Below are 25,452 nucleotides of genomic sequence, written 5' to 3' on the forward strand. Positions count from 1 at the left end.
TCTCGCCGAGCCGCCGCGACGCCGAGACTCTGAGACCGCGAGACCGGTCGAAAAACTCCGTACGCCGACCGCAAAGCGACCGTAGACGGTAGACTTTAGGCCGCGCAACGGGAACCCGCGGGTAGAATGGTTTCGCGGCTGGTGCTGGGGTGTGGAACCGTCGGTCAGACCCTCGTAGAGGCGATAGCCGACGGCGAACACAGCATGCTGGTCGTAGACGACGCCGAGAGCCGCATCGACGCGCTCCGCGAGGAGGGCGTCTCCGCGACGCTCGGGGACCCGACCGACCGCGAGACCGTGCGCGCGGGTGTCGAGGGCGCGGAAGTCGTCGTCGTCGCCGACCGCGACCCCGCGGCCAACCGCGAGGCCGCCGAACTCGCGGCGGAGCTGTTCCCCGAGGCGTACATCATCGGCTACCTCGGCGAGGACTGCGACTCCGACCAGCGCGAGACGATAGCCGCGCTGGCCGACCACGTCATCGACCCGACCGCAGCGTTGGTCGAGCAGGTGCTGGCGGTGGCGACCGGCGACCACGCGATTCGGACCGTCAACCTCCGGCGGGCGATTCGACGCATCGACGGCACGCTCGCGGTGTTCATGCACGACAACCCCGACCCCGACGCCATCGCCAGCGCGGTCGCGCTCTGTCGCGTCGCCGAGGAGATCGGCGTCGAGGCGGTCCCCTGCTACTTCGGCGACATCTCCCATCAGGAGAACCGGGCGTTCGTCAACCTGCTGGAGTTGGACCTCCGGAACTTCGCGGCGGGCGAGGCGGTGGACTTCGAGGAGTTCGGCGGCATCGCGCTCGTCGACCACTCCCGGCCGGGCGTCAACGACCAACTGCCCGAAGACACCGAGGTGGACATCGTTATCGACCACCATCCGCCGAAGGAGCCCCCCGAAGCCGACTTCGTGGACCTCCGGAGCGACGTGGGCGCGACCTCGACCCTGCTGGCCGAACACATCCAGCGGCTCGGCATCGACCTCTCCGAGGAGGTGGCGACCGGTCTCCTCTACGGCATCCGCGTGGACACGAAGGACTTCTCGCGGGAGGTCTCGACCGCCGACTTCGAGGCGGCGTCGCACCTCCTGCCCCACGCCGACGTGGGGACGCTCGAACGGGTCGAGAGCCCGTCGGTCAGCCCCGACACGTTCGAGACCATCGCGCGCGCCATCCGGAATCGCCGCGTCGAGGGGACCGTGCTGGCGTCCTGCGTCGGGTCGCTGTCGGACCGCGACGCGCTCGCGCAGGCGGCCGACCACCTGCTCGACATGGAGTCCATCACGACGACGCTGGTCTACGGGTTCCGCGACGGCACGGTGTACGTCTCGGCGCGCGCCCGCGGGACCGACGTGGACCTCGGCGAGACGCTCCGTTCGGCGTTCGACCAGATCGGGAGCGCGGGCGGCCACGCCGACATGGCGGGCGCCCAGATTCCGCTCGGTCTCCTCGGCGCGGTCGAAGACGAAGAGGAGGCCTCGCTCACGACCGTCGTCAGCGACGTCATCACCTCGCGGTTCTTCGAGACGATTCGATCGACGCCGGGAAGCGACGGCGAGTACGCCCACGGCGGCGACGCGAGTTTCGAGGCGACCGTCGTCGACCCGGAGGACTGACCGGCGAGCGCCGTTCCGAGACCGTACTCACACGTCTGAGAACTCCCTAAACTCGTTTCGGAACGGCAGAACACAGTTTCATCCGTGGGCGACGCGGTGCTGTGCGTTACGTTTCGAGAGGCGTCGGCATCGGTTCGTTTCGCGGTCACCACACGGTAGCGGTCACGGTGCAGAGCGGTGACGGCAACGACTTCCGCAGCGCCGCAAGCCGACGTTCCCGCCGTCCACCGTCCCGGCCCCGAAAACGCCCACCAAGTATTCCTCCGAAAATCACGTCAGGAGTGCCATGAGCATCACGCAGTCGATGCACGACATCGACCGCGCCGTCCGGGACGTCGGAACCCGAGACGAGTACGAGGCTGACGAGGAAGGCCGGTCGCCTCGACGGGTCTACGAGAGGTCCATCGAGGAGGTCGGCGAGGTCGCGGGCAAGACGGAAGCCGAGCGCATGGCGTTGTGGATAGAGACGACGATTCGGAACGAGCAGGCGCTCCCCTCCGCCGAGCGCGTCCGCGAGGAGGGCGCGGACATCTGCCGCGACGTGGACGAGTCGGTGTCGGGGAACGACTGGCTGAACGCGTGAGAGTCGGATTTACAGCCACAGCGTCGAAAGGGTAGAACGCCTCGAAGGCCCCCGGTCGCTGCCGGTCGCTCAGACGACTGCACCGACGCCAGCGACCGGTCCCTTTACCCCGCCCGGCGGTAGTGTGCGTCGGCGAACGCCCTCAGTCCCCGCCGACCTTCCGCTGGATGTCCTCGACGACGTCCGGGTTTCGGAGCGTGCTTGTGTTGCCCAACTCCTCGCCGTTGGCGATGTCCTCCAGCAGGCGTCGCATTATCTTGCCCGAGCGCGTCTTCGGGAGTTCGGGCGTGAAGACGACCTGTTCGGGCCGAGCGATGGGACCGATTGCGTCCTCGACGCCCTCCTCGATGCGCGAGCGCATCTCGTCGTCCTCGTCGTAGCCGTCTTCGGTGATGACGTAGGCGTAGACCGCTTCGCCCTTCACGTCGTGTTTACCGCCGACGACCGCGGCCTCCGCGACGCCCTCGACGCCGACGATTGCGCTCTCGATCTCCATCGTGCCGAGGCGGTGGCCCGAGACGTTGAGTACGTCGTCCACGCGCCCGAGGACGGTGATGTACCCGTCGTCGTCTATCTTCGCGCCGTCCTCGGGGAAGTACACCCAATCGTCCATGTCGTCGGACTGGGTGTCGGAGTACTCCGCCCAGTACTCCTCGATGTAGCGCTCGTCGTTCTGGTACAGCGTCCGGAGCATCCCCGGCCACGGCTTCTGGACGGTCAGATAGCCCGCCTCGCCGGGGGCGACCTCGTCGCCGTTGGGGTCCACGACCTGCGCGTCCACGCCCGGCAGGGGCGGTCCCGCAGAGCCGGGTTTCATCGTCTTGACGCCGGGCAGGGTCGTGACCATCATCCCGCCGGTCTCGGTCTGCCACCACGTGTCCACGATGGGGCAGGACTCGTCGCCGACGTGCTTGTAGTACCACTTCCACGCCTTCGGGTTGATGGGTTCGCCGACCGTCCCGAGCAAGCGCAGCGAGGAGAGGTCGTGCTGCTCGGGGTACTGGCTACCCCACTTCATGAACGCCCGAATCGCGGTCGGCGCGGTGTAGAGTTGCGTCGTCTCGTACTCCTCGATTATCTCCCACAAGCGGTCGCGCTCGGGGTGGTCGGGCGTGCCCTCGTACATCATCGTCGTCGTGCCCAAGGCCAGCGGGCCGTAGACGATGTAGGAGTGGCCGGTGATCCAGCCGATGTCCGCCGAGCAGAAGTAGGTGTCCTCGGGTTTGACGTCCAGTACCGCCTGCGAAGTCCACGCGGTCCACGCGAGGTAGCCCCCGGTCGTGTGCTTGACGCCCTTCGGTTGACCGGTCGTGCCGGAGGTGTACATCAGGAACAGCATGTCCTCGGCGTCGCGCGAGACCGGTTCGACCTCCGCGCCCGACTGTTCGTCCACGAGGTCCCGATAGTAGCGTTCGTTCGACTCCAAGTCGTGGCCGTGGCCGTGTTCGCCGAGTCGGTCCACGACCACCACGTCCGACACGTCGTGGCCCACGTCGCCCAGTCCTTCGCGGGTCTTCTCGTAGTGGTCGAGGGGGTCGCCGCGCCGATAGTAGCCGTTCGCGGTGACCAGATACTCGGAGTCGGCCGACTCCATCCGGGTCGCCAGCGCCTCCGCGGAGAAGCCGGCGAAGACGACCGAGTGGGGTGCGCCGATGCGCGCGCAGGCCAGCATGGCGATGGGTAACTCCGGAATCATCGGCATGTACATCGTTACCACGTCGTCCTCGCCGACGCCCAACTCCTTCAGCGCGGCCGCGAACTCGTTGACCTCGCGGTGCAACTCCTCGTAGGTGTACGTTCGATTCTCCTCGTCGGTGGGTTCGCCGACCCACTCGATGGCGGCCTCGTCACCGCGCTCGTCCAGATGTCGGTCCAGACAGTTCGCCGAGGCGTTGAGCTTCCCGCCGGTGAACCACTCGTAGAACGGCGGGTTCGAGGCGTCCAGCACCTCGTCGTACGACTCGTCCCAGTCCAAGAGTTCGGCCGCCCGCTCCCAGCACTCGGGCCAGTCTTCCTCGAACTCGTCGTAGATGGAATCGTCGGAGACGTTCGCCTGCGATACGAACTCCGCTGGCGGCTCGAACTCGTCTTGCTCTTCGAGCCGTGCTTCGAGTTCGGCGGTATCTTCGGACATGAGTTCAGTTCGAATACTCACTCAGGAGAGCAATAAAGGTTGCCGCGAGTTAGCACGCCAGAATCCGCGGAAAGCGCGCCTGTCCGTCGCACCGAGTCCGGAAACGCCGCGTTACACCTCTCGTTTGCGACGTGTCCGCTGTCGGATACTCCCGACTGCTCAGTTCAGCGCCTCGACCTCGTCGGTCAAATCCTCGGGACCGTCCACCGGTCCGTTGACGAACAGGCCGTGCGCGATGAGCAGGGCCGCCGTCACGCCAGCGATGGTGACGGCCGTCGGGAGCGCGAGCGAGGTCAACACGCCGATTCCGGCCCCCGTCGCCATCGTAGCGAAGATGGCGACCAGCACGAGGTCGTAGTATTGGACTGTGTAGTTCACGAGAGAGCTTCGAGGCGCGCTCGGAAAAAAATTTGGCCGCCGACACTGCACTGCGGGTGACGTTCGGCGAACCGGTCCGCGTCGCCGGACCGCTCAGTACTGGTTGACGAGGTCGATGAAGTAGTCCCAGTCCCAGTTGGCACCGGGGTCGGTGTGGGTACTTTCGGGAACCTGCGAGTGAGCGATGATGCCGCCGTTGGCCGGATTCGCAGCGTCGTAGGGGACGCTGCCGGGATGCTGTTTCGGAACGCCGTACTGCTCGCAGAGGTACGCACAGAGGTCCGCGGACTTGCGGTACTGGGCGTCCTCGTAGGTCTCGCTGACGTAGCCGCCGTGTTCGATGCCGATCGAGTAGTCGTTGTAGTTCGACCCGCCCGCGTGCCAGCCGATGTTCATGTCGGCGAGGCTCTGGTACAGGTAACCGCTCTCGGCGACGGTGTAGTGGGCGCTCACGTTGGCGTCGGGGTCCTGGAACCAGTTGACCGCGCTGCTGGCCGACCCCTGCACGGTGTGGATGACGATCCAGTCGATCTTACCAGCGCCGCGGTCGGCGGCGGTGTAGTTGCTGGAGTGGGCTGCTTCCCAGTCGACTCCGGGCTTGGCAGCCGCCGCGGTTCCCGAGAGGGCCGCGGTACCGGTGAGACCGACAGTACTTGCTGCGCCGAGCTTCTTCAGGAAGTTTCTTCTCGAACTCATGCGAATGAATACATTAATCACGGAGATTAATATAATTTCTCATACAGTTTTACACTAGTAAACAAGTCTGAAAGCAACGATTCGGCCGATTTTATGCGACGTTGACAGTTTCCTGATACGACCCGTACTCGGCCTCGAACACCTGCATGATTTCGCCCATCGTGGCGTAGGCTTTCACCGCGTCGACGATGGCGGGCATGACGTTCTCGTCGTTCTGGATGGCGTCGTCGATGGCTTCGAGCGCGGCCTCGACCGCCTCGTCGTCGCGTTCGTCCTTGACTTCGGCGAGTCGGTCGAGTTGCCGCTGTTGGGTCTCCTCGTCCACCTTGAGGATGTCGGGTCGGGTGTCCTCCTCTATCTCGTACTTGTTGACGCCGACGACCGTCTCCTCGCCCTCCTCGACGCGCTCCTGGTACTCGTAGGAGGCGTCCTGAATCTCGCGGTGGAAGTAGCCCTGTTCGATGCCCGCCAGCACGCCGTCGCGGACCGACCCGTCGCCCATCTCCTTTATCTCCTCGATGTAGGCCATCGCCTTCTCCTCGGTTTCGTCGGTCAGGCTCTCGACTGCGAACGAACCGCCGAGCGGGTCGGCGATGTCGGCCGCGCCCGACTCGTCGGCGATGATCTGCTGGGTCCGGAGCGCGACCCGGACCGCCTTCTCTGAGGGGAGCGCGAGCGCCTCGTCGAAGCTGTTGGTGTGGAGGCTCTGGGTCCCGCCCAGCACGCCGGCGAGCGCCTGAATCGTCACCCGGACCACGTTGTTCAGTGGCTGTTGGGCGGTCAGGCTCTGGCCCGCGGTCTGGGTGTGGAACTTGAGCTGCTTGCTGGCGTCCTTCTCGGCACCGTACCACTCGTCCATGACGTTCGCGTAGATGCGCCGAGCGGCGCGGAACTTGGCGACTTCCTCGAAGATGGAGTTGTGGGAGTTGAAGAAGAACGAGAGTTGGGGCGCGAAGTCGTCCACCTCCATCCCGCGGTCGAGACAGTCCTCGACGTAGGCGAACCCGTCGGCCAGCGTGAACGCGAGTTCCTGAATCGCGGTCGAACCCGCCTCGCGGATGTGGTAGCCCGAGATGGAGACCGGCTTGATTTTGGGCGTCTCCTCGACCGCGAACTCGATGGTGTCGGTCACGATGTCCAGCGACGGTTCGGGCGGGATGACCCACTCCTTCTGTGCGATGAACTCCTTGAGCATGTCGTTCTGGAGCGTTCCGCGAATCTCCTCGCGCTGGACGCCCTGCTGGTCGGCCAGCGCGATGTACATCGCGTAGATGACCGGCGCGGAGGGGTTGATGGTGAAGGAGGTCGAGACCTCGGCGAGGTCGATGCCGTCGAAGAGAATCTCCATGTCTCGGAGGGTGTCCACCGCGACGCCCTCCTTGCCGACCTCGCCGTCCGAGAGCGGGTCGTCCGAATCCTTGCCCATCAGCGACGGCATGTCGAAGGCGGTCGAGAGACCGGTCTGGCCCTCGTCGATGAGGTAGTGGAACCGCTCGTTGGTCTCTTCCGCGGTGCCGAATCCGGCGAACTGGCGCATCGTCCACGTCCGGCCGCGGTACATCGTCGGGTACGGGCCGCGGGTGTAGGGTTCCTCGCCGGGGAAGCCCAGGTCCTCCTCGTAGTCGAGGTCCGCCACGTCGTCGGGGGTGTAGAGTCGGTCCACTTCGAGGTTCGACACGGTGGCGAATCGGTCCTTGCGCTCCCCGTAGGCGTCGAGTACGGGGTCCAAGGTCTCGTCTTCCCACTCGTCTTTCGCGTCGCGTATCTCCGCGAGGTCGTCCTCGTCGTACATAGTTGCAATAATTGCTCGAAGGATAATGAATCTGCGTACATCTGCGTCCGGAACGGGCGACCGCGACCCGACAGGGAAAGGAAGCAGCGAAAGACGAACGGTCAGTACTCGCCCAGCACGCCGCGCTCGCGGGCCTTCCGCTGGATGATTCGGAAGAGACCGTAACCGACGCCTAGATAGACGACGGCCAGGCCGGCCAGCAGCGCGAGGTCGGCGGGCGGAAGTTCCAGCAGGGTCTTCTGCTCGCTCATCGACTGCCGGAGGAGGTAGCTCCCGAGCGAGAACGGCGCGAACTTGAACGCAGGGAACTGCTCGACGGGTGCCGCGATGAGACCGATGAACGCGAACTGCATGAGTTGGAACGCGCTCTCGACCCGCTTGTACAGCAGGGCGAGACCGCCGAAGATGTAGCCCAGTCCGACCGCGGGCGCGAGCGTCAACACGAGAATCGGGACGACGGTGAGGACGTTGAAACTCAGCGTGACCTCGGCCGACACCAAGGTCATCGTCACGACCATCAACCCGAGCAGCGTCGAGGCGAGGAACAGGCTCACGCAGACGTTCACGAAGGTCTTGACGCCGACGATGCGGTCGAACCCGAGCGGCGACATGTAGAGTTGCTCGAGCGTGCCCCACTGGGCCTCGTTGTTGATGTTGCCCGCGATGGACGAGTAGGCGCTCATGATGAGCATCCAGAGGAAGTAGCCCACGATGATGCCCTCTATCGAGTCGGTGATTGCCGCCCCGGCGACCTGTCGGCCGCCGAAGAACATCACCGCGAACAGCAGGTACATGCTGACGATTTGGGCGACCGTGTTGAACAGGTAGCGCCGCATCAGGATGAGCGACTTGAGGAACGACGCTCGACCGAAGAGGTAGAGGTGTCGGACGTTCACGCTCGACCCTCCACAGTTCGGGACTCGTCGGCCGGTTCGCTTCCGCGCTCGCTCTCGGTCTCGTCCTCGCCGGTCACTTCGAGGAACACGTCTTCGAGGTCGGGTTGGACGACCGACACCGACCGCGGCGTCAGGTCGAACTCCTCGAGGGTCCGCATGAGGTCGTGGACGCGGTCGCCCTCGGCCATCGAGACCTCACAGACCGTCCAGTCGCCGCGCTCGCGCCACTCGGCCACGTCGAACTCGCGTTCGAGCGTCCGGCGGGCCGTCGTGGACATGTCGTCTTCGACGACCACCTCGTAGGCCTGGGTACGGAACAGTTCGACCAAGCCCGACACCGACTCGTCGGTGACGATTTCGCCGTCGTCGATGATGATGACGCGGTCACAGAGGTCCTGCATCACGTCCATGTCGTGACTGCTCAGGACGACCGTCCGGTTCTCTTGGGTCACGAGGCGGTCGAGTTCCTGCCGGAGGTCGTGGGAGGCCTCCACGTCGAGTCCGAGCGTCGGTTCGTCCAGAAAGAGGACGGGCGTCTGGCGGACGAGCGCGCAGGCCAGCGCGGTCTTCTGTTTCATCCCCCGCGAGAGGTTCTTGACCGTCTCGTCGGCCTTGTGGTCGATGTTCAGCAGTTCCATCAACTCGTCGTGTTCGTCGCGGTGGTTCCGCGGGTCGATGCCCTGCAACGACGAGAAAAAGGAGATGTTCTCTCGGACCGTCAGCCGCCAGTAGACGTTCCGCGCGCCTTCGAGGACGGCGCTGACCTTCTCGTACACGTCGTCGTCCTCGTGGACGTTCACGCCATCGACTCGAATGTCGCCCTCGTCGGGCAGGACGACGCCGAGAATCGACTTGATGATCGAGGTCTTCCCGGCCCCGTTCGGACCCAGCAGTCCGACGACGGACCCGCGCTCGACCTCGAAGGAGACGTCGTCCACCGCCACGACGCTCCCGTCTGCGTAGGTCTTGCGCATGTTCTCGACGGAGATGACCGGCTGTTTTTGTCGCCGTTCCGTTGGCTGCATGATAGGGAGGAATCGATAGGGAAGTGTAAAATTTTCCATCCCGGTTCAGGGTTATTTTTCGTGGAGAAGCGGTCTGACCCATGATACCGTCGAGTTTTCGCCGACGGCGAACGACCGAAACTCCGGGAGAGGCACGATAACGACACGCACGCCGCCGAAACGAGCGGACACCCTCTCACGATGGGGGAGTAAGGAGAACCCAGACCCGACGTACCGCGAATCCACCCGAACTACTGCAATCGCTTCGTCGTCTCCACGAGGGGGTGGCGGGCGTAGTCCACGACCTTCACGTCCTCCAGACCCTCCAGTCCCTCCTTCTCGGCGGTCTTGGCCATCCCCAGTTCCACGTCCTCGTCCACGAGGATGACGTAGGCGTCCATCGTGTCGATGTCTATCTTGTCGGCGGCCATCACGCGGTGGTGGCCGTCCGCCAGCAGGAAGTCGCCGTCCGAACTCTCGGGCGCGCAGTCGATGACCACGAGGGGTTCGGCCAGACCGCGCTCCAACTCGTAGGTCCGGCCCTCCAACTCGTCGGCGTAGACCTTGCCCTGCGTCGGGGTGAGGTCGTCCAAGGGAACCTCCCGGCGGGTCTGCTCGACCTCGGTGTCGTGGATGGATTCGAGGGTGCGCATGAGTTTCCCGACCTTCTCGGGCGTCGCGCGCTCGATTTGGGACCGAATGACGTCCGTGTTCGAGATGATGCCCACGAGGTTGCCCGCGTCGTCCACGACGGGGAGCTTCTGGATGCCGGACCGAAGGATGACGCGGGCCGCGTCGTTGACGTCCATGTCGGGGTGAGCGACGATGAGGTCCTGGCTCATCACCTTGAAGATGGGCTCCTCGTCCTCGGCCAGAAGCAGGTCGCGTGCGCTGACGAATCCCTCGACGCGTCGGCCGTCGCAGACCGGATAGCCGTTGTGCTTGTCGCTCTCGGCGATGCGCCGGGCGACCTCCTCGACGGTGGCGTCGGGCGAGACCGTCGCCACGTCGCGGGTCATGTAGTCTTTGACTTTCGGCTTGCCTTCGGCCGTGCCGCCGTCCGGTGCCGCCACGTCCATGCGTGAAACTCACGCGCCGGTCGGTGAAAAGGGTTCCCGGTCTCCGCCCCCGAGACGACGGTCGCCCGGCGCGACTCGACGGACACCGACCCTCCCGACCGACACCGACTTTCTGACCGACGCCGACCCCTCCGACCGACCGCGACTCCGGACCACCCCCAATGTATATCACGAAAGTCGGTGATTTTCCCGTATGCGCAAACCGTTGCTCGTGACCGACTTCCTCGACAGGGCACGGGAGTACTACGGCGACGAGGCGGCCGTCCTCGCCACGACGGGCGAGCGCTACACCTACGAGCAGTTCGGCGAGCGGGCCGACCGCCTGTCGGCCGCGCTCGCCGACCGAGGCATCGGGAAGGGCGACCGGGTGGCCGTGCTGGACCCCAACACTCACTACCACCTCGAATCGGCCTACGGCATCGTGCAGTTGGGCGCGGTCCACACCCCGCTGAACTACCGGCTGACGCCCGAGGACTTCGAGTACATCCTGAACGACGCCGGGGTGGACGCAATCGTCGCGGACTACGAGTACGCCGAGAAGGTAGAAGCGATTCGAGACGAGGTGCCGACGGAGATCTTCATAGTCAACGACGCCAGCGAACTCGGGGCCGACGAGTCGGAAGTCGGCGAATCGGAGTCCGGGGGCGACGAATCGAGCGTCGAGGAGTGGGGCGAGTGGGAGGACTTCGAGGAGGTGATTCGGAGCGCCGACCCGGACGACTACGACCGTCCGGAGATGGACGAGGACGACGTCATCACCATCAACTACACGTCCGGGACGACGGGCGACCCGAAGGGCGTGATGCGGACCCACCGCACCGAGACGCTCCACGCCTACCTCGTCACGGTGCATCAGGAGATTCGCGACGACGACGTGTACCTCTGGACTCTGCCGATGTTCCACGTCAACGGCTGGGGTCACATCTACGCGATTACCGGGATGGGCGCGACGCACGTCTGCACCCGCGGGGTCAACGCGGCCGAAATCTTCGACGTGGTGGCCGAGGAGGACGTGTCGTATCTGTGTGCCGCCCCGACCGTCCTGAACCGCCTCATCGAGTACTACGAACGAACCGAGGTCCGGACGACCGGCGAGAACCCGGTCCGGGTCGCCACCGCGGGGTCGGCTCCGCCGGAGGCGACCATCAGGACCGTCGAAGACGAGTTCGGCTGGTATCTCAAGCACGTCTACGGCGCGACCGAGACCGGGCCGCTCGTGACCACCTCCGACGCCCGCAGGCTCCTGCCCGAGGGCGACGAGCGGTTCTCGCTGAAGAAGCGACAGGGCATTCCCTACCTCGGCACCGAGGTCGCCGTCGTGGACGAGGACGGCGAGGATGTCCCCCGCGACGACGAGACGCTGGGCGAAATCGTCGTCCGGGGCAATCAGGTCATGGAGGGCTACTGGGAGAAGCCCGAGGCGACCGAAGAGGCGTTCTCCCGGCGGCGAGACGGGTGGTATCACACCGGCGACTTGGCGGTCGTGGACGAGAACGGGATGCTCTCGATACAGGACCGCAAGAAGGACATCATCGTCTCGGGCGGCGAGAACATCTCCAGCATCGAACTCGAAGACGTCCTCTTCGAACACGAGGCGGTGGGCGACGCGGCCGTGATTCCCGCGCCGAGCGACGAGTGGGGCGAGACGCCGAAGGCGTTCGTCGTCCCGGCCTCGGGCGACCCCGACGAACCGGGCGCGACCGAGCAGGAGATTCGGGAGTTCACGAAGGAGCGGTTGGCCTCCTACAAGGCGATTCACCGCGTCGAGTTCGTGGAACGCCTCCCCCAGACCGCGACGGGGAAGATTCAGAAGTACGAACTCCGCGAGCGCGAGTGGGACGACGAGGAGCGGATGGTGGGTCAGGGATAGGGAGTCGAACTTGTACTGCTCGTCGTTCTTCCGGTTCGCTGCGGTCGGAGCCGAAACGTGAAGGACGAGCGCGAGGTACGTAGAGCGAACTATGAGCCACGAGGACGAGGCGCTCTGCTTCGACATGTACGGCACGCTCTGCGACACGAGTAGCGTCACCGCGGCGCTCGGCGACCACCTCGCCATCGCGGACGGGTTCGTCGCCGACGTGGACGCCCTCTGGCGGCGTACCCAGTTGCGCTACGCCCAGCAGGTCGCGCTGATGGACGAGTACCGACCGTTCGCGGAGGTCACGGAGCGCGCGCTCGACTACGCGCTGGAGTTCTACGACCTGAACCCTCCGGAGTCGGCCCGCGACGAGATAATCGCGGCGTACGACGAGTTGGACCCCTACCCCGACGCCGCCGACGCGCTGGCCGAGTTGGGCGAGACTCACACTGTGGTCGTCCTCTCGAACGGCAACCCCGAGATGTTGGAGGCGCTCGCGGAGAACGCCGGACTCGCCGCGCACTTGGACGACGTGGTGAGCGCTCACGAGGTCCGGACGTTCAAGCCCGACCCCGCGGTGTACCGCAACGCCGCCGACCGACTCGACAGGTCGCTCGCCGAGTGCCGACTGGTCTCGTCGAACCCGTGGGACGTGGCGGGCGCGGCCGGCGCCGGGATGGCGACCGCGTGGGTGAACCGGACGCGCGAACCCCCGGAAGCGGTCGGCGGGGAGGCGGACCTGACCGTCGAGTCGCTGTCGGCGCTCTCGAACTCTCTATAACCGTCCGCGGACCGGGCATTAGCGCGGAGCGAGAGGACTTGCGGGCCACCGAGAGATGTTGATGTGCTAACACTCTACAGGGGGAAGGAAATATCGTCCCCTCGTGCCGTCAACGCTTCGCTACTCGGAGAGCCGCGAGATATTTTACAGGTTCGCCGCCGGAATCTTCCCGTATGATTATTAATGATGTAACCGTCCCGTGATAGCATGGCACGGGGAGAAAAAGCTGACGTGTCGCGCCGAGACGTAGTGAAGATGGCCGGAGCGTCCGGTCTCGCGGGGTTAGCCGGGGTCACGGGGAGCGCAAGCGCACAGGAGTATCCGCCCATCGGGAACTTCCCGATTCAGGGCGAGGCCGCGACGTTCGGGTTCACGGTCCCGCAGTCGGGACCCTACTCCTCGGAGGGGCAGGACGAGCTCCGGGCGTACAAACTGGCGGTCGAACATCTGAACAACGGGGGCGGTTGGGTAGACAGTTGGAACGGTCTATCCGGTAACGGCGTCCTCGACAAGGAGATCGACTTCGTGTCGGGTGACACCGCGACCGACGCCGACCAGGCCCGCCAGACGGCCCGCCGGATGATTCAACGCGACCAAGCCATCATGCTGTCTGGTGGCTCGTCGAGCGCAGTCGCCATCGCCATCCAGGAGTTGTGCCAGCGCGAGAAGGTCCAGTATCAGTGCTGTCTGACTCACTCGAACGAGACCACGGGCAAGAACTGCGTCCGGTACTCCTTCCGGGAGATGTTCAACGCCTACATGACCGCTCAAGCGCTGGTACCGCCGGTCACGAAGGAGTTCGGCAAGGACCAGCAGTTCTACCAGCTCTACGCCGATTACACGTGGGGCAAGACCGTCGAGTCGTCGGTCCAGAAGTTCTTCACCGAAGCGGGGTGGTCTCAGATTAACAGCGTGGCGACCCCGCTGGGAACTAAGGACTTCTCGTCGTACCTCTCGCAGGTACCCCGGAAGAAGACCGACGTCCTCTTCCTCGACCACTACGGTCTCGATGGCGCGAACTCGCTGAGCCAGGCCATTTCCATGGGACTGGACAAGGACATGGAAATCATTGTCCCGCTGTACAACCGACCGATGGCCCAAGCTGCGGGCGGAGCCATCGAGGGTGTCTTCGGCACCGTCGCGTGGGACTCCCAGATCGACAACCAGCCGTCGAACGACTTCACGCAGGCGTTCCAAGACAAGTACGCCCGCATCCCGTCGGGGCCGGCCCAACTGGCCTACGCCCAGACGCTCCAGTACGCCGCGGCCGTCGAGCGAGCGGGCACCTTCTACCCGCCGGAGGTCATCAAGGCGCTGGAAGGCTATGAGTACGACAACTTCGGCATGGGGCCGGAGTTGATGCGCAAGTGCGACCATCAGGCCCAGCGCGCGGTGCCGGTCGTCAAGGGACTGCCGGCGAGCGAGCAGAAGCAGGGCCAGTTCTTCGAGATAGTCAACCTGACGCCGCGGGACACGCTCGGCTACGCCTGCGACGAGGGTCCGGCCGCCCGTTGCGACCTGGGTCCGTACGAGTAGACGGAGCGGCGGGTCGGTAGCTACCCCGTTCGGGGTTCAAACGAAGGAACCAACCTTTATGTTTGCGAGAGGATACCACACAGACATGGTGGGGAATCGGACTGCGACTACGACAGACCGGGAGGAGAGACCGTGAGCGTCCTCGCCGAGGTACTGACCGTCCTGCTGAACGGGCTTCAGCAGGGCGCTATCTACGTGCTGGTCGCCATCGGTCTCTCCATCATCTTGGGGACCTTGAAGTTCGTCAACTTCGCGCACGGCGCGCTGTATCTCATCGGGACGTACCTCGGTCTCCTCGTCACGCTCGAAATCAACGTTACGGACGGGAAACTCGCAGACTGGGGGTACACGCCCATCGGTCTCGAATGGGGCTTTCTGCCGGCCCTGATAATCGTCCCGATACTCGTGTTCGGCGTCGGCCTGCTGATGGAGCGGTTCGTCGCGCGACCGTTCTACGACCGGCCGGACACCGACCAGATTCTGCTGACCTTCGGGCTGGCAATCGTGATTCAGGAGGTGTTCAAGATTCTGTTCGGCGGCCAGAGCTACAACTTCGCACGACCCGGATGGGCCAGCGGACAGGTCGGGCTCCCGATTATCGGGACGTTCCCCGAGTGGCGGCTCTACATCATCGGGATTACTGCCGCAATCGTCGTGCTGGTGTACGGTCTCATCGAGTACACCGACTTCGGGCTGGTCGTTCGCGCGGGGACGCGAGACGCCGAGATGGTCGAACTGCTCGGCATCAAGCTCTCGCGGCCCTACCTGATGGTGTTCGGGGTCGGCGCGGCGCTGGCGGGCGTCGCGGGCGTCGTCGGCGGGCCGCTGTACGCGGTCAACCCCAATATCGGGACCGAGGTGCTGGTGCCGTCGTTCCTCGTCGTGGTCATCGGCGGGGTCGGCTCCATCGCGGGCGCGGTCCTCGGGGGGATTCTCATCGGCGAGACGCTGGCCGTCATGGTCGCGGTCGCGCCCCAGTGGTCGCAGGTCGGCATCTACGTGCTGGCGGCCGTCGTCCTGCTGGCGCGGCCGCAGGGACTGCTCGGCTCCGAGGAGGTGGCCCCGTGAGCGACGAACCGACCGAGACCCCCGACGCCGCCGAAGAAACCGGGAGCGTCGTCGATCGGACACAGCGCGAACTCCCATCGTGGGAGCGCGTCCGCGAGAGCGAACTGTTCGTGGTCGGCGCGACGACGGTTGCGGTCGCGGTCTTCCCGTGGCTGTTCTCCCGCGCGCCGGTCGTCAGCGGCGTGTTCCGCGGGTATCAGGACTTGGCGACGCTCATCCTCATCTGGGGCATCTTCGCCATGGGGTTCAACTTGCTGTTGGGGTACACGGGGCTCCTCTCGTTCGGCCACGCCGCGTTCTGGGGCGGCGCGGCGTACGCCGCGGGCGTGTTCAGCGCGCAGGTGTCGTCCAGCCCCATCCTCGTCATCCTCGCGGGCACGTCGTTCGCGGCGCTGTCGGCGTGGATTCTCGGATTCATCTCGCTGCGTCGAGGCGGCATCTACTTCGCCATCCTGACGCTGGCGTTCGGCCAGATGGCCTACTACATGGCGCTGTCGCCGCTGGCGTGGATTACGGGCGGCGAGAACGGCTTCACCGGCGTCCGAATCGGCGCGCTGTTCGGCGTGTTCGACCTTCGGTACCCCGTACCGATGCTGGACTGGCTGCTCGGGACGTGGAAGTACGTGCTGGTCGGCGGGGTCGCGGTGCTGTGCGTCGCGGTCGCCAACCGCATCCTCCACTCGCCGTACGGGATGGTGTTCCGGGCGATTCGGGAGAACGACCAGCGCGCGGAGTTCGTCGGCCTGAACGTCTGGCGCTACAAGCTGATGGCCTTCGTAATCTCCGGGGCGTTCGCGGGCGTCGCCGGGAGCCTCTACACCATCTACAGCGCCTACGTCCCGCTGTCGTCGTTCTACTGGACGACCAGCGGCGAGGTCGTCATCATGGCCGTGCTGGGCGGGGTCGGGTCGCTGTTCGGTCCCATCCTCGGCGCGGGCATCTACCTCTACGTCGAGAACATCGTCAGCGGCATCCAGCAGTTGACCCTGCCGTTCACCGGGCCGAACGAGTGGCTGACGCTGGTCGAAGAGCCGGTCGTCCTCCTCGACGGGTTCGGGGCCTACTGGCACCTCATCTTGGGCCTCGTCTTCGTCGGGGTCGTCGTCCTCTTCCCGCGGGGCATCTGGGGCCTCCTCCAGGACCTCGGGGGCGCGCTCCGGCGACTCGGCGGGAGCGCAGTGAATCGGCTGGGAGGTGGTCGCTGATGGCGCTCCTCGAAACCGACGGTCTCACCAAGTCGTTCGGCGGACTGGTGGCGGTGGACGACGTGGACCTCGCAATCGAAGAAGGCGAGTCCATCTCGGTCATCGGACCGAACGGCGCGGGCAAATCGACGCTCATCAACCTCGTCACGCGGATGTTAGACGCCAGCGAGGGCGACATCTCGTTCAAGGGCGACTCGATTCTCCACGACGAACCCCACGAGGTCGTCCAGAAGGGCGTGAGTCGGTCGTTCCAGACCGCCTCCATCTTCCCGGAGCTGTCGGTCGAGGAGAACGCCCAGATCGCGGCGCTGGCGGCCGAACACGGCTCGTTCAAGCTCAACTTCCTGCGCCACCGCAACAACTACGGCGAGGTCGATAGGTTGGCCCGCCGGACGCTCGACGCGGTGGGACTGCTCGGCCAGCGCGACGTGGCGGCGGAAGACCTGCCGTACGGCGACAAGCGCAGGCTGGAGTTGGGAATCGCGCTGGCGAGCGAGCCCGACCTGTTGCTGATGGACGAACCGACCGCAGGGATGTCGCCCGAGGAGACCGCCGACACGGTGAAACTCGTCGAGCAGGTCAAAGAGGAGTTGGACCTGACCATCCTGCTGGTCGAACACGACATGGAGGTCGTCTTCAACGTCTCGGACCGCATCGTCGTGTTGAACCGCGGGAGCGTCATCGCGGAGGGGTCGCCCGAGGAAGTGCAGGGCGACCCCGACGTGCAGGAGGCGTACCTCGGAGGTGTCGAGGGGTGACGCTCCTCGAATTAGAGGACGTAGACGCCTTCTACGGTGAGAGCCACATCCTCCGTGACGTGACGATGAGCGTCGAGGAGGGCGAGGTCTGCTCGCTGCTGGGGCGCAACGGCGCGGGCAAGACCACGACGCTCCGGTCCGTCTCGGGTGCGCGCCCGCCGGCGGTCCGCGACGGGCGGATTCGGTTCAAGGGCGAGGACATCACCGCGATGGACCCCGAGGACATCTCGGCGCGGGGTCTCTCGCTGGTGCCCGAGGAACGGCGGGTCTTTCCGAACCTCACCGTGGCGGAGAACCTCCACCTCGCGGAGGTCTCGGAGAACCGCTCGAACACGGTCGGACGGTCGCTCGGGCAGGTGCAGGTCGAACACGTCGGGATGACGACCGACGAGGTGTACGACGAGTTCGAGCGACTCCGGGAGCGCAAGTCACAGAAGGCCGGGACGCTCTCGGGGGGCGAACAGCAGATGCTCGCCATCGCGCGGGCGCTCAAGCAGAACACCGACCTGCTGTTGCTGGACGAACCGTACGAGGGGCTGGCACCCCAGATCATCGCCGACGTGGAGGACGCGATTCGGCGCATCAGCGAGTCGGGCACCACGATTCTGCTGGTCGAGCAGAACGCCGTCGCCGCGATGGACATCGCCGACCGGTGTTACGTCATCGACCAAGGGAGCATCGTCTTCGAGGGAACCGCGGACGCACTACGAGAGGATGACGAAACGAGAGACCGATACCTCGGCGTCTGAAACCGAGGCGAGCGGCGGAACGGTCGCATCGACGGACGAACGAAACGCGCTCTTCGACGCGCTGGTCGCGGCGAACGTGCTGGCGGTCGGCGAGGCGGGCGGCGTCCGGACGACCGACGAGTTCGACGACACCCACGCCGTCTACCACGACTCGTACGTCGGCGTGGACGACGCGACCTTCCACGAGGCGGTCGCGGCGACCTTCGGCCTGCCGGACGCGGACGCCGCGGCCGAACTCGTCGCCGACCGGGGCGTCTCGCGCGACGAGTTCGTGGTCTACCTCGCGGTCCGGTCGCACCTCGACGGTGCAGGCTCCGAATCCGCGTCCGCCGAGAGTGCAGACTGCGAGCCAGCGCCCGCCGATTCCACGACCACCGACCGCGATTCCACGGAATCGCGGTCAACAGACGGAACGAGCGACGGCTCCGCGGAACCGCCGTCGGCCGACGACCTCGCCGCGATGGCGGCGATGGTCTGGGAGGTCGTCCCCGACTCGCCGGTCCCGGCCCGACTCGCGGACGTGACCGACGACCCCGCGTCGTTCCTCGCGGGCCGCGACCGAGCGGTGGTCACGGTCTGGAAGCGGTTCTGCGACCCCTGCGAGGCGGTCAAGGACGACCTCGAAACCGTCCTCGACGCGGTGCCCGACGACGCGGCGGTCGCGGGCATCGACGGCGAGTCGGCCGTCGCGTTCTGCCGGACCCACGACGTGGAGTCCGCGCCGGGATTCCTGCTGGCGGACGGCGACGACCGCCGGACGGTCTGCGCGAGCGACGCCGACGCGGTGGCCGACCGGACGGCGTCGTTCTTCGGAGACTGATTTCCCGTCGGTAACGAAACGTTTTGGATTGCTTTAGATAGGTGTATCAACGTAAGCCGTGTCAGTCCGACGGACTCCCACGCGTCGGCGCGAGGCCACGTCAGTGGCTGAGTCGTCGTCACCGCGGGCACGAGCGACGCGATTCCCGCGGGCGAGGCTACCTGTCACTGCGACCCGCGGACCGCGAGCGCGTCGGCGAGGTCGCCGGCGACGTCTACGATGGCCTCGTAAGCGCGGTCCACGTCGCGGAACGTCATGAACCCGTGAACCATGTCCTCGTAGTTCTCGTAGCGCGTGGGAACGCCGTCGCTGACGAGTTGTTCGGCGTAGGCCTTCCCGCCGTCGCGGAGCGGGTCGAAGCCGGCGGTAAGGACGGTCGCCGGGGCGACGCCGGAGACGTCGCCGGCGTTCGTCGGGTCGGCGTAGGGGTTTCGCTCGTGGACGTCGCTCTCGAAGTAGCACTCCCGGAACCACTGCAGGTCCGCCTCGGAGAGGACGAGACCGGCGTGTTCCTCGACGGACTGGTGGTCGTCCTCGACGCCGACGCCCGGATAGAGGAGGACCTGATACTCGATTTCCGGACCGTCGCGCTCGGCGGCCATGAGCGAGGCGACGGCGGCCAGCGCCCCGCCGGCGGAGTCGCCCGCGACCGCGACTCGCCCGTCGCCCCGGACCGCCTCGGGATTCGCGGCGGTCCACTCGACGGCGGCGTAGGCGTCCTCGACCGCCGCCGGAAACGGATGCTCGGGAGCGAGCCGGTAATCGACGGAGAGGACGGCGCAACCGCTCTCCCGCGCGAGGTGTCGGCAGAGCCACTCGTGGGTGGCGATGCTCCCCAGAACGTACCCGCCGCCGTGGAAGAACACGACGGTGGGGAACGGCCCGTCCGCGTCCGGGAGGTAGAGACGCGCGTCGAGGTCGCCGGCGGGACCGGGAATCGTCCGGTCGATGGTCGCCCCGACGCTCGGGAGGGTTCGGTTCTGGTACCACGTCGTCGCGCGACTGAGAAGCCGGAGGAGTTTGAGACCGCGGTGGCTGTGTGGCATCGGGAACCGCTGCTGGCGTTCGACTGCCTCCAAGGCTTGGGGGTCGATTTCGTCGGCGTGCATACGTGATCGTTGAGCGACCCGAAACTAAGCACCTCGGTTCCGGAAGACCCGGAATCGCTCCGAACCGGAACCCGAACCCGTTTTCACGGCGCGTCACGCACCCGAAGACATGGAAGACGCGGAGACGGAACGCCGCGAGGTCCGCGCGACGTACGACTACATCGCCGACCACTTCGCGCAGACCCGCGAGTACGCGTGGCCCGAGGTCGAGGAGTTCGTGGACGACGCCCCGTACGCCGCCGTCGCGCTCGACCTCGGGTGTGGCAACGGCCGCCACGCCGAACTGCTGGCGGACCACGCGGACCGCGTTCTCGCGGCGGACGCGAGCCGCGGCCTCCTCGACACCGCCCGCGAGCGCGCCGCCGAGCGGGGCTTCGACGCCGACCTCGTGCAGGCCGACGCCGCGCGACTCCCCGTCCGCGACCGGACCGTCGAACTGGCCGTCTACGTCGCCACGCTCCACCACCTGCCGAGTCGGGCGGCGCGCGTCGGGAGTTTAGACGAACTCGCACGCGTTCTCGTACCTGAGGGCCGTGCGCTCGTCAGCGCGTGGAGTACCGCCCACGAGAAGTTCGGTCGAACGGAGGGCTTCGACACGACGGTCGATTGGACCCTACCCGGCGGTGAGACGGTCGAGCGGTTCTACCACATCTACTCGCCTGCGGAGTTCCGCGACGACGTAGCCGAGAGCGACCTCGAACTAGTGGACTTCGAGGTGTCGAGCGGGAACTGCTACGGCGTCGTGCGTCCGGCCGGTGAGTGAGTTTTTTAGTCTCGCGTGCGCGCCCCCGTGAGAGGGACCCCGAGAAATCGAACCCCGGCGGCAGGCCGCCCTCGAATCGGCGACCGAAACAGTAAGGCCCTTAATGCCGGGCGGCGAACGGAGAAACGTAGCACCGAGCGCCGGTGGTCTAGTGGTATGACTATGGCCTTCCAAGCCATCGACCCGGGTTCAAGTCCCGGCCGGCGCACTTCTCCGACGAACTACCCGGCGAGCAGTTCGTCTGCTCGCCGCCCGTGAGTCGGAACGTCGTGTTCGAGGGACTTGCGCCCTGCCAGTCGCATGCTCGCGCGACCGAGCGGAGCGAGGGGAGCGAGACCGTCTGGCTCCGGTTCAAGTCCCGGCCGGCGCACTTCTCCGACGAACTACCCGGCGGCGGTCGCGCCGTCCGCCACAATTCTTACTCTCGTCGCTCACGTGGTTCTCTCCCGCGATGCCAGACAATCCAGCGAAGCAGACGAGCGACGAAGTGGACCAGACGCAACTGGACCTCGCCCAGCAGGCCGGCGACGCCTACCGAGAAGCGCTCGACTACATGGCCGAGGAAGTCGCCCACACCGGCGGCAAGCAGGAGGCCGGCGATTACGTCGTCGGATTCGCCCAAGAGGAGGCCGAAGGGATGTACGTTCTGCAAGACGAGGGTCGCTTCGAGTGGGTCGAACCCGACGACGAGAACTGCCACCTCGAAGTGGCGGTCTGCGACGCCGCGGACGGCCGGTTCGTCCCCGAGTGTACCGTCATCGCCACGCTGACTAGCGAGGACGGCGAGGAGGTCGGCCCGACGCGACTCCCGCTCCTCTGGCACCCCGGTCTCTATCACTACGGGAAGGACCTCGAAGTGCCCGGCGACGGCACGTACACCATCGACGTCCGGGTCGAACCGCCCGAGTTCAAGCGCCACGACGAGCAGAACGGCGACCGGTACGGCGAGACGGTCGCGGTCACGTTCGAGGACGTAGACGTCGAGACCGGGCAGGACTGACGGTAGGTGGGGAGCGGGGCGAGCGGAGCTGGCGACAGGTGGGGCTGACGTGACCCGCCACAGAGCGTCCGAATATCTTGTAGGGGGTTAACATGTTCGGGCCGCATGGTTTTTCCCCCCTAAGACGTAAGTTGAATCCAACTTCGACCTCTATCGACGCGCGGGGCCGACGACCTCGTCCGGGGTCGAACCAACGGTGTTCGGGGACAACGATGACGGGTCCGGTCCGCGTCCTCTACGTCACGGCGGACGCATCGACGGGCGAGCGCCTCGAAGAGCTCTTCGAGGAGGAACGACCAGCCGTCGCGTTCTCGTTCGTCACGAACGTCGAGCGGGCGCTCGACGTCGTGGATGCCGAGCGAATCGATTACGTCGTTCTCGACGCCGATTTTCCGGACCGGGCCGCCGCCGGGGAGGCCATCCGAGAGACCGAGGTGCGGGTCGGAATCGTCTCCTCGTCCCCGCCCGACGCCCACGGCGACGCCGCGAGCGAGCGACGCCACTACTCCGAGACCGAGCGCGTCCGGATTCTGGCGACCCGAGTCGAGCGAATCGTCTTGTCCGAGACCGCGTCCGACGGGGGCGTCGAGGGCGACCGGTTCCGCACGCTCGCCGAGGACCTGACGGACGCCGTCCTCGTCATCGACACCGAGAGTACGGTTCGGTACGCCAACCCCGCCGTGGCGGACATCTTCGGCTACCACCCGGACGAACTCGTCGGCGAGTCGCTCACCGTCCTCATGCCCGACGAACTCGCCGACGACCACGTCTCGGGGATGACTCGATACCTCCGCGAGGGCGAGCGCCACGTCGATTGGGACTACCTCGAACTCCCCGGCGAGCGACGCGACGGGACCGAACTCCCGCTGGGCGTCTCGTTCAGCGAACTCGACGTGGACGGCGAGACGCGATTCACCGGCGTCGTCCGGGACATCTCCGAACGCAAGCGCCGGGAGTCGGAACTTCACGACCGGATTCACCAGCAGGAGGCGCTGGCGGCGTTCGCCCGGCACGCGCTGGAGGACTGGCCGGTCGCCGACCTGATGAACGAGGCGGTCGAACTCGTCGCCGACGCGCTCGACAACGAGTACGCCGGCGTGCTGGAGTACCGCTCCGCCGAGGACGACCTGCTCGTCCGGGCGGTGTACGGCTGGGACGAAGACCTCGCGAACGCGGCCACTATCGGCACCGAGCGCGACTCGCAGGCGGGCTACACCCTGCTCTCCGAGGAGCCTGTCGTGGTCGAAGACGTGGCGATCGAGGACCGATTCGACAGGGACCGGTTGCTCGATTCGGCCGACGCGGTCAGCGGCGTCAGCGCCATCATCGGGTCGCCGGAAAACCCGTGGGGAATCCTGGGAACCCACGACACCGACCCGCGTTCGTACGCCGACTACGACGTGCAGTTCGTCCAGTCCATCGCCTACATCCTCACCACGGTCCTCCAGCGCCGCGAGCGCGAGCGGCGACTCGAACGCTCCGAGGCGATGCTCGACGCGGTGGACGACGGCCTGTACGCGCTCGACGCCGAGGGCCGATTCGTCGCGGCCAACGACGCTTACGCCGAACTGACCGGTTACACCCGCGAACAACTGCTCGGCAGGCGCGCCGAATCGTTCTTCGCGGAGTCGCTCGGCGAGGAGATGCGGAACGTTCGGGAGGCGCTCGAATCCGGCGACGAGGTAGTGACGCTGGAGGCGACGATGACGACCGCCGACGGCGAGTCGGTTCCCATCGAGGCCAGCGTCGCGTCGTTGCCCCTCGAAACCGGGACGGGTCGGGTCGGCGTCGTCCGCGACGTGTCCGACCGCAAGCGCCGAGAGCGGAAACTCACGTCGCTCAACGAACTGTTCCGGTCGCTGACCGAGGCCGAGACGCCGACCGAAATCTGTGACCTCGCGGTCGAGGCCGCCGTCGAGACGCTCGACTTCCCGAACGTCACCGTCGCGCTGTACGACGACGAGGCGAGCGAACTCGTGGCGACCGCCCAGCGGTGGACCGACGGCGAGATAGACGACGCGCTCGTCGGTCGCCACGCCGAGGACGTGGCGTGGCAGGCGTTCGTGTCGAGCGAGACGAAGGCGTTCGAGAATCTGGACGCCGAACTCGACGCCGACACCGAGATGGGGAGCGCGCTCGCGGTTCCGCTGGGTAAGTACGGCGTCTTCCTCGCGGCGACTCCCGAACCGAACGGGTTCGACTCGACCGACCGCTCGCTCGCGGACATGCTGTGTTCGAACGTCAGGACCGCCCTGAACCGGGCCGAGCGCGAGGACACCCTCCGCGACCAGCGCAACGACTTGCAGGAGAAGAACCGCGAACTCGAACGGGTCAACCGCCTCAACAGCGTGATTCGTGACATCACGAAGGCGCTGACCCAAGCCAGCGCAGAGGACGACGCGATGCAGGCGGTCTGCGAGCGACTGACCGAGACCGGTCCCTACCGGTTTGCATGGTTCGGGACCTACAATCGGGCGACCGGCGAGATTCGGCCGGAGGCCGGGGCCGGCGTCGAGGACGGCTATCTGGAGGCCGTCACGGTGACTGCGAAGGAGAGCGACGCGGAGGGCGGCGGTCCGGCCGGGCGCGCGGTCCGAACCGGCGAGGTGCAGGTCCAGAACGACCTGCTCGGCGACCCGCCGTTCGACCCGTGGCGTGAGCAGGCGCTCAAGCGCGGCTACCGGTCGTGCGTGTCGGTCCCGGTGAGTTACGACGAGATGCTCCACGGAGTCCTGACGGTCTACGCCGACGAGACCGGGGTGTTCGACGACCTGGAGCGGGCGGTGCTGTCGGAACTCGGCGACACCATCGGCTACGCGCTCAACGCGCTCGAACAGAAGCAGGCGCTCGTGAGCGAGCGCTCGATAGAACTCGACTTCCGGATTCGCGGGTCCGAGAGTCCGATTTTGGCGTTCGCCGCCGACACCGGCGCGAAGTTCGAGTTCCAGAACGCGGTCCAGCGCGAAGACGGCCGACTCCACACGTTCTTCACCATCGAGGGGGCCACCCCCGACGAGACGCTCGCGTTCGCCGATAGCGTGCCGTGGATAGAGGACGTTCGCCTCGTCACCGAACGCGACGACGCGAGCCTCTTCGAGTGTACGCTCGCCGACCGCACCTTCCTCCGGTCGCTGATGGACCGCGGAGCGGTGCCGCGGACGATTATGGCGACCGAAGACGGGGGCCGGTTCGTGGTTCGAATCCCGCAGCGCGCCGACGTTCGGACGTTCGTCAACCACTTCGAGGACTACTACGGCGAGGCGGAACTCGTCGCGCGCCGGGAGCGCGACGACCCGGTGATGACCAGACAGGACTTCGAGGCGGAACTCGCCGACCGACTCACCGACCGCCAGCGGGAAGTCGTCAAACTGGCGTACTTCGGCGGCTACTTCGAGTGGCCCCGCGGAAGCACCGCCGAGGAGATCGCGGAGGCGCTCGGCGTCTCCCAACCGACCGTGAGCCGCCACGTCCGGAGCGCCGAACGCGCGCTGTTCGGCCTCCTGTTCGAGAACGAGTGACGTCCGCTCGCGCCGAATTTAGATGTATAACACCCGGCGGTTCCCGGTGGGTATCTATATATCGTTAATTCCTATGGGTACGGCACTCCATAGAATAGGATACAGAAT

The 25,452-nt window shown here is 66.2% G+C and carries 21 protein-coding genes and 1 tRNA gene; 14 read left to right on the forward strand and 8 right to left on the reverse strand.

The genetic code is table 11. The features are described from left to right. Window positions 1-126 precede the first annotated feature (126 nt). Both M0R88_RS13880 and M0R88_RS13885 read left to right on the forward strand, forming a co-directional pair. Window positions 127-1,617: a DHH family phosphoesterase gene (locus M0R88_RS13880; protein ID WP_248654092.1), complete on the forward strand. Its 1,491-nt coding sequence runs from the start codon at window positions 127-129 to the stop codon at window positions 1,615-1,617. Window positions 1,618-1,903: 286 nt separating this feature from the next. Then, window positions 1,904-2,200 (forward strand): hypothetical protein, encoded by a 297-nt coding sequence (locus M0R88_RS13885; protein ID WP_248654093.1) that lies wholly within the window; start codon window positions 1,904-1,906, stop codon window positions 2,198-2,200. Window positions 2,201-2,342: 142 nt separating this feature from the next. On the opposite strand, the gene acs is transcribed toward M0R88_RS13885, so the two are convergent. The 7 genes from acs to M0R88_RS13920 form a co-directional block, all read right to left on the reverse strand. Continuing rightward, window positions 2,343-4,334, reverse strand: coding sequence for an acetate--CoA ligase (gene acs, locus M0R88_RS13890; RefSeq protein WP_248654094.1), 1,992 nt, complete (start codon window positions 4,332-4,334; stop codon window positions 2,343-2,345). Between the two features lie 159 nt (window positions 4,335-4,493). Further along, window positions 4,494-4,712: a DUF8015 family protein gene (locus tag M0R88_RS13895; RefSeq protein WP_248654095.1), complete on the reverse strand. Its 219-nt coding sequence runs from the start codon at window positions 4,710-4,712 to the stop codon at window positions 4,494-4,496. 93 nt (window positions 4,713-4,805) lie between these two features. Next, on the reverse strand, window positions 4,806-5,408 hold the full coding sequence (locus M0R88_RS13900) for an N-acetylmuramoyl-L-alanine amidase (protein WP_248654096.1): 603 nt from the start codon (window positions 5,406-5,408) through the stop codon (window positions 4,806-4,808). A 91-nt stretch (window positions 5,409-5,499) separates the two neighbouring features. After that, window positions 5,500-7,200, reverse strand: a complete 1,701-nt coding sequence (locus M0R88_RS13905; protein ID WP_248654097.1) for an acyl-CoA mutase large subunit family protein — start codon at window positions 7,198-7,200, stop codon at window positions 5,500-5,502. A gap of 101 nt (window positions 7,201-7,301) precedes the next feature. Then, window positions 7,302-8,096 (reverse strand): ABC transporter permease, encoded by a 795-nt coding sequence (locus tag M0R88_RS13910; protein ID WP_248654098.1) that lies wholly within the window; start codon window positions 8,094-8,096, stop codon window positions 7,302-7,304. Continuing rightward, on the reverse strand, window positions 8,093-9,121 hold the full coding sequence (locus tag M0R88_RS13915; protein WP_248654099.1) for an ABC transporter ATP-binding protein: 1,029 nt from the start codon (window positions 9,119-9,121) through the stop codon (window positions 8,093-8,095). The genes M0R88_RS13910 and M0R88_RS13915 overlap by 4 nt, the downstream gene beginning before the upstream one ends. 230 nt (window positions 9,122-9,351) lie before the next feature. Next, entirely contained in the window at window positions 9,352-10,179 is an 828-nt protein-coding gene (locus tag M0R88_RS13920) for a CBS pair associated ParBc domain-containing protein (RefSeq protein ID WP_248654100.1), read from the reverse strand. Between the two features lie 193 nt (window positions 10,180-10,372). Here M0R88_RS13920 and M0R88_RS13925 point away from each other — a divergent pair, with 193 nt between their 5' ends. From M0R88_RS13925 to M0R88_RS13960, 8 genes are all read left to right on the forward strand, one after another. Then, window positions 10,373-12,049 (forward strand): long-chain-fatty-acid--CoA ligase, encoded by a 1,677-nt coding sequence (locus M0R88_RS13925; RefSeq protein ID WP_248654101.1) that lies wholly within the window; start codon window positions 10,373-10,375, stop codon window positions 12,047-12,049. A gap of 91 nt (window positions 12,050-12,140) precedes the next feature. Next, window positions 12,141-12,818: a haloacid dehalogenase type II gene (locus M0R88_RS13930; protein ID WP_248654102.1), complete on the forward strand. Its 678-nt coding sequence runs from the start codon at window positions 12,141-12,143 to the stop codon at window positions 12,816-12,818. Window positions 12,819-13,025: 207 nt separating this feature from the next. Continuing rightward, a complete protein-coding gene (locus M0R88_RS13935; protein WP_248654103.1) occupies window positions 13,026-14,354 on the forward strand; it encodes a substrate-binding protein in 1,329 nt (442 codons plus the stop codon). Window positions 14,355-14,486: 132 nt separating this feature from the next. Continuing rightward, complete coding sequence (locus tag M0R88_RS13940; RefSeq protein ID WP_248654104.1) at window positions 14,487-15,422, forward strand: branched-chain amino acid ABC transporter permease; 936 nt, start codon at window positions 14,487-14,489, stop codon at window positions 15,420-15,422. Next, window positions 15,419-16,627 carry a branched-chain amino acid ABC transporter permease gene (locus M0R88_RS13945; RefSeq protein WP_248654105.1) on the forward strand — a complete coding sequence of 403 codons (1,209 nt, stop codon included), beginning with the start codon at window positions 15,419-15,421 and terminating at the stop codon, window positions 16,625-16,627. The genes M0R88_RS13940 and M0R88_RS13945 overlap by 4 nt, the downstream gene beginning before the upstream one ends. Then, entirely contained in the window at window positions 16,627-17,385 is a 759-nt protein-coding gene (locus tag M0R88_RS13950) for an ABC transporter ATP-binding protein (protein WP_248654106.1), read from the forward strand. The genes M0R88_RS13945 and M0R88_RS13950 overlap by 1 nt, the downstream gene beginning before the upstream one ends. After that, entirely contained in the window at window positions 17,382-18,134 is a 753-nt protein-coding gene (locus M0R88_RS13955; protein WP_248654107.1) for an ABC transporter ATP-binding protein, read from the forward strand. The genes M0R88_RS13950 and M0R88_RS13955 overlap by 4 nt, the downstream gene beginning before the upstream one ends. After that, window positions 18,100-18,954, forward strand: coding sequence for a thioredoxin domain-containing protein (locus M0R88_RS13960; RefSeq protein WP_248654108.1), 855 nt, complete (start codon window positions 18,100-18,102; stop codon window positions 18,952-18,954). The genes M0R88_RS13955 and M0R88_RS13960 overlap by 35 nt, the downstream gene beginning before the upstream one ends. Window positions 18,955-19,118: 164 nt before the next feature. Here M0R88_RS13960 and lipP1 read toward each other — a convergent pair whose 3' ends face one another. After that, window positions 19,119-20,063, reverse strand: a complete 945-nt coding sequence (lipP1, locus tag M0R88_RS13965) for a LipP1 family hormone-sensitive lipase (RefSeq protein WP_248654109.1) — start codon at window positions 20,061-20,063, stop codon at window positions 19,119-19,121. A 109-nt stretch (window positions 20,064-20,172) separates the two neighbouring features. Between lipP1 and M0R88_RS13970 the strand changes: the two genes are divergently transcribed. The 4 genes from M0R88_RS13970 to M0R88_RS13985 all read left to right on the forward strand — a co-directional run bounded on the left by M0R88_RS13970 (window position 20,173) and on the right by M0R88_RS13985 (window position 25,344). Further along, window positions 20,173-20,826 (forward strand): class I SAM-dependent methyltransferase, encoded by a 654-nt coding sequence (locus M0R88_RS13970; protein WP_248654110.1) that lies wholly within the window; start codon window positions 20,173-20,175, stop codon window positions 20,824-20,826. Window positions 20,827-20,963: 137 nt separating this feature from the next. Continuing rightward, window positions 20,964-21,034 (forward strand) — tRNA-Gly (locus tag M0R88_RS13975). A gap of 243 nt (window positions 21,035-21,277) precedes the next feature. Beyond that, window positions 21,278-21,826, forward strand: coding sequence for an iron transporter (locus M0R88_RS13980; protein ID WP_248654111.1), 549 nt, complete (start codon window positions 21,278-21,280; stop codon window positions 21,824-21,826). A gap of 212 nt (window positions 21,827-22,038) precedes the next feature. Beyond that, on the forward strand, window positions 22,039-25,344 hold the full coding sequence (locus tag M0R88_RS13985; protein WP_248654112.1) for a PAS domain S-box protein: 3,306 nt from the start codon (window positions 22,039-22,041) through the stop codon (window positions 25,342-25,344). Window positions 25,345-25,452: the final 108 nt, after the last annotated feature.

The sequence above is a fragment of the Halorussus gelatinilyticus genome (assembly GCF_023238445.1).
GTDB lineage: Archaea > Halobacteriota > Halobacteria > Halobacteriales > Haladaptataceae > Halorussus > Halorussus gelatinilyticus.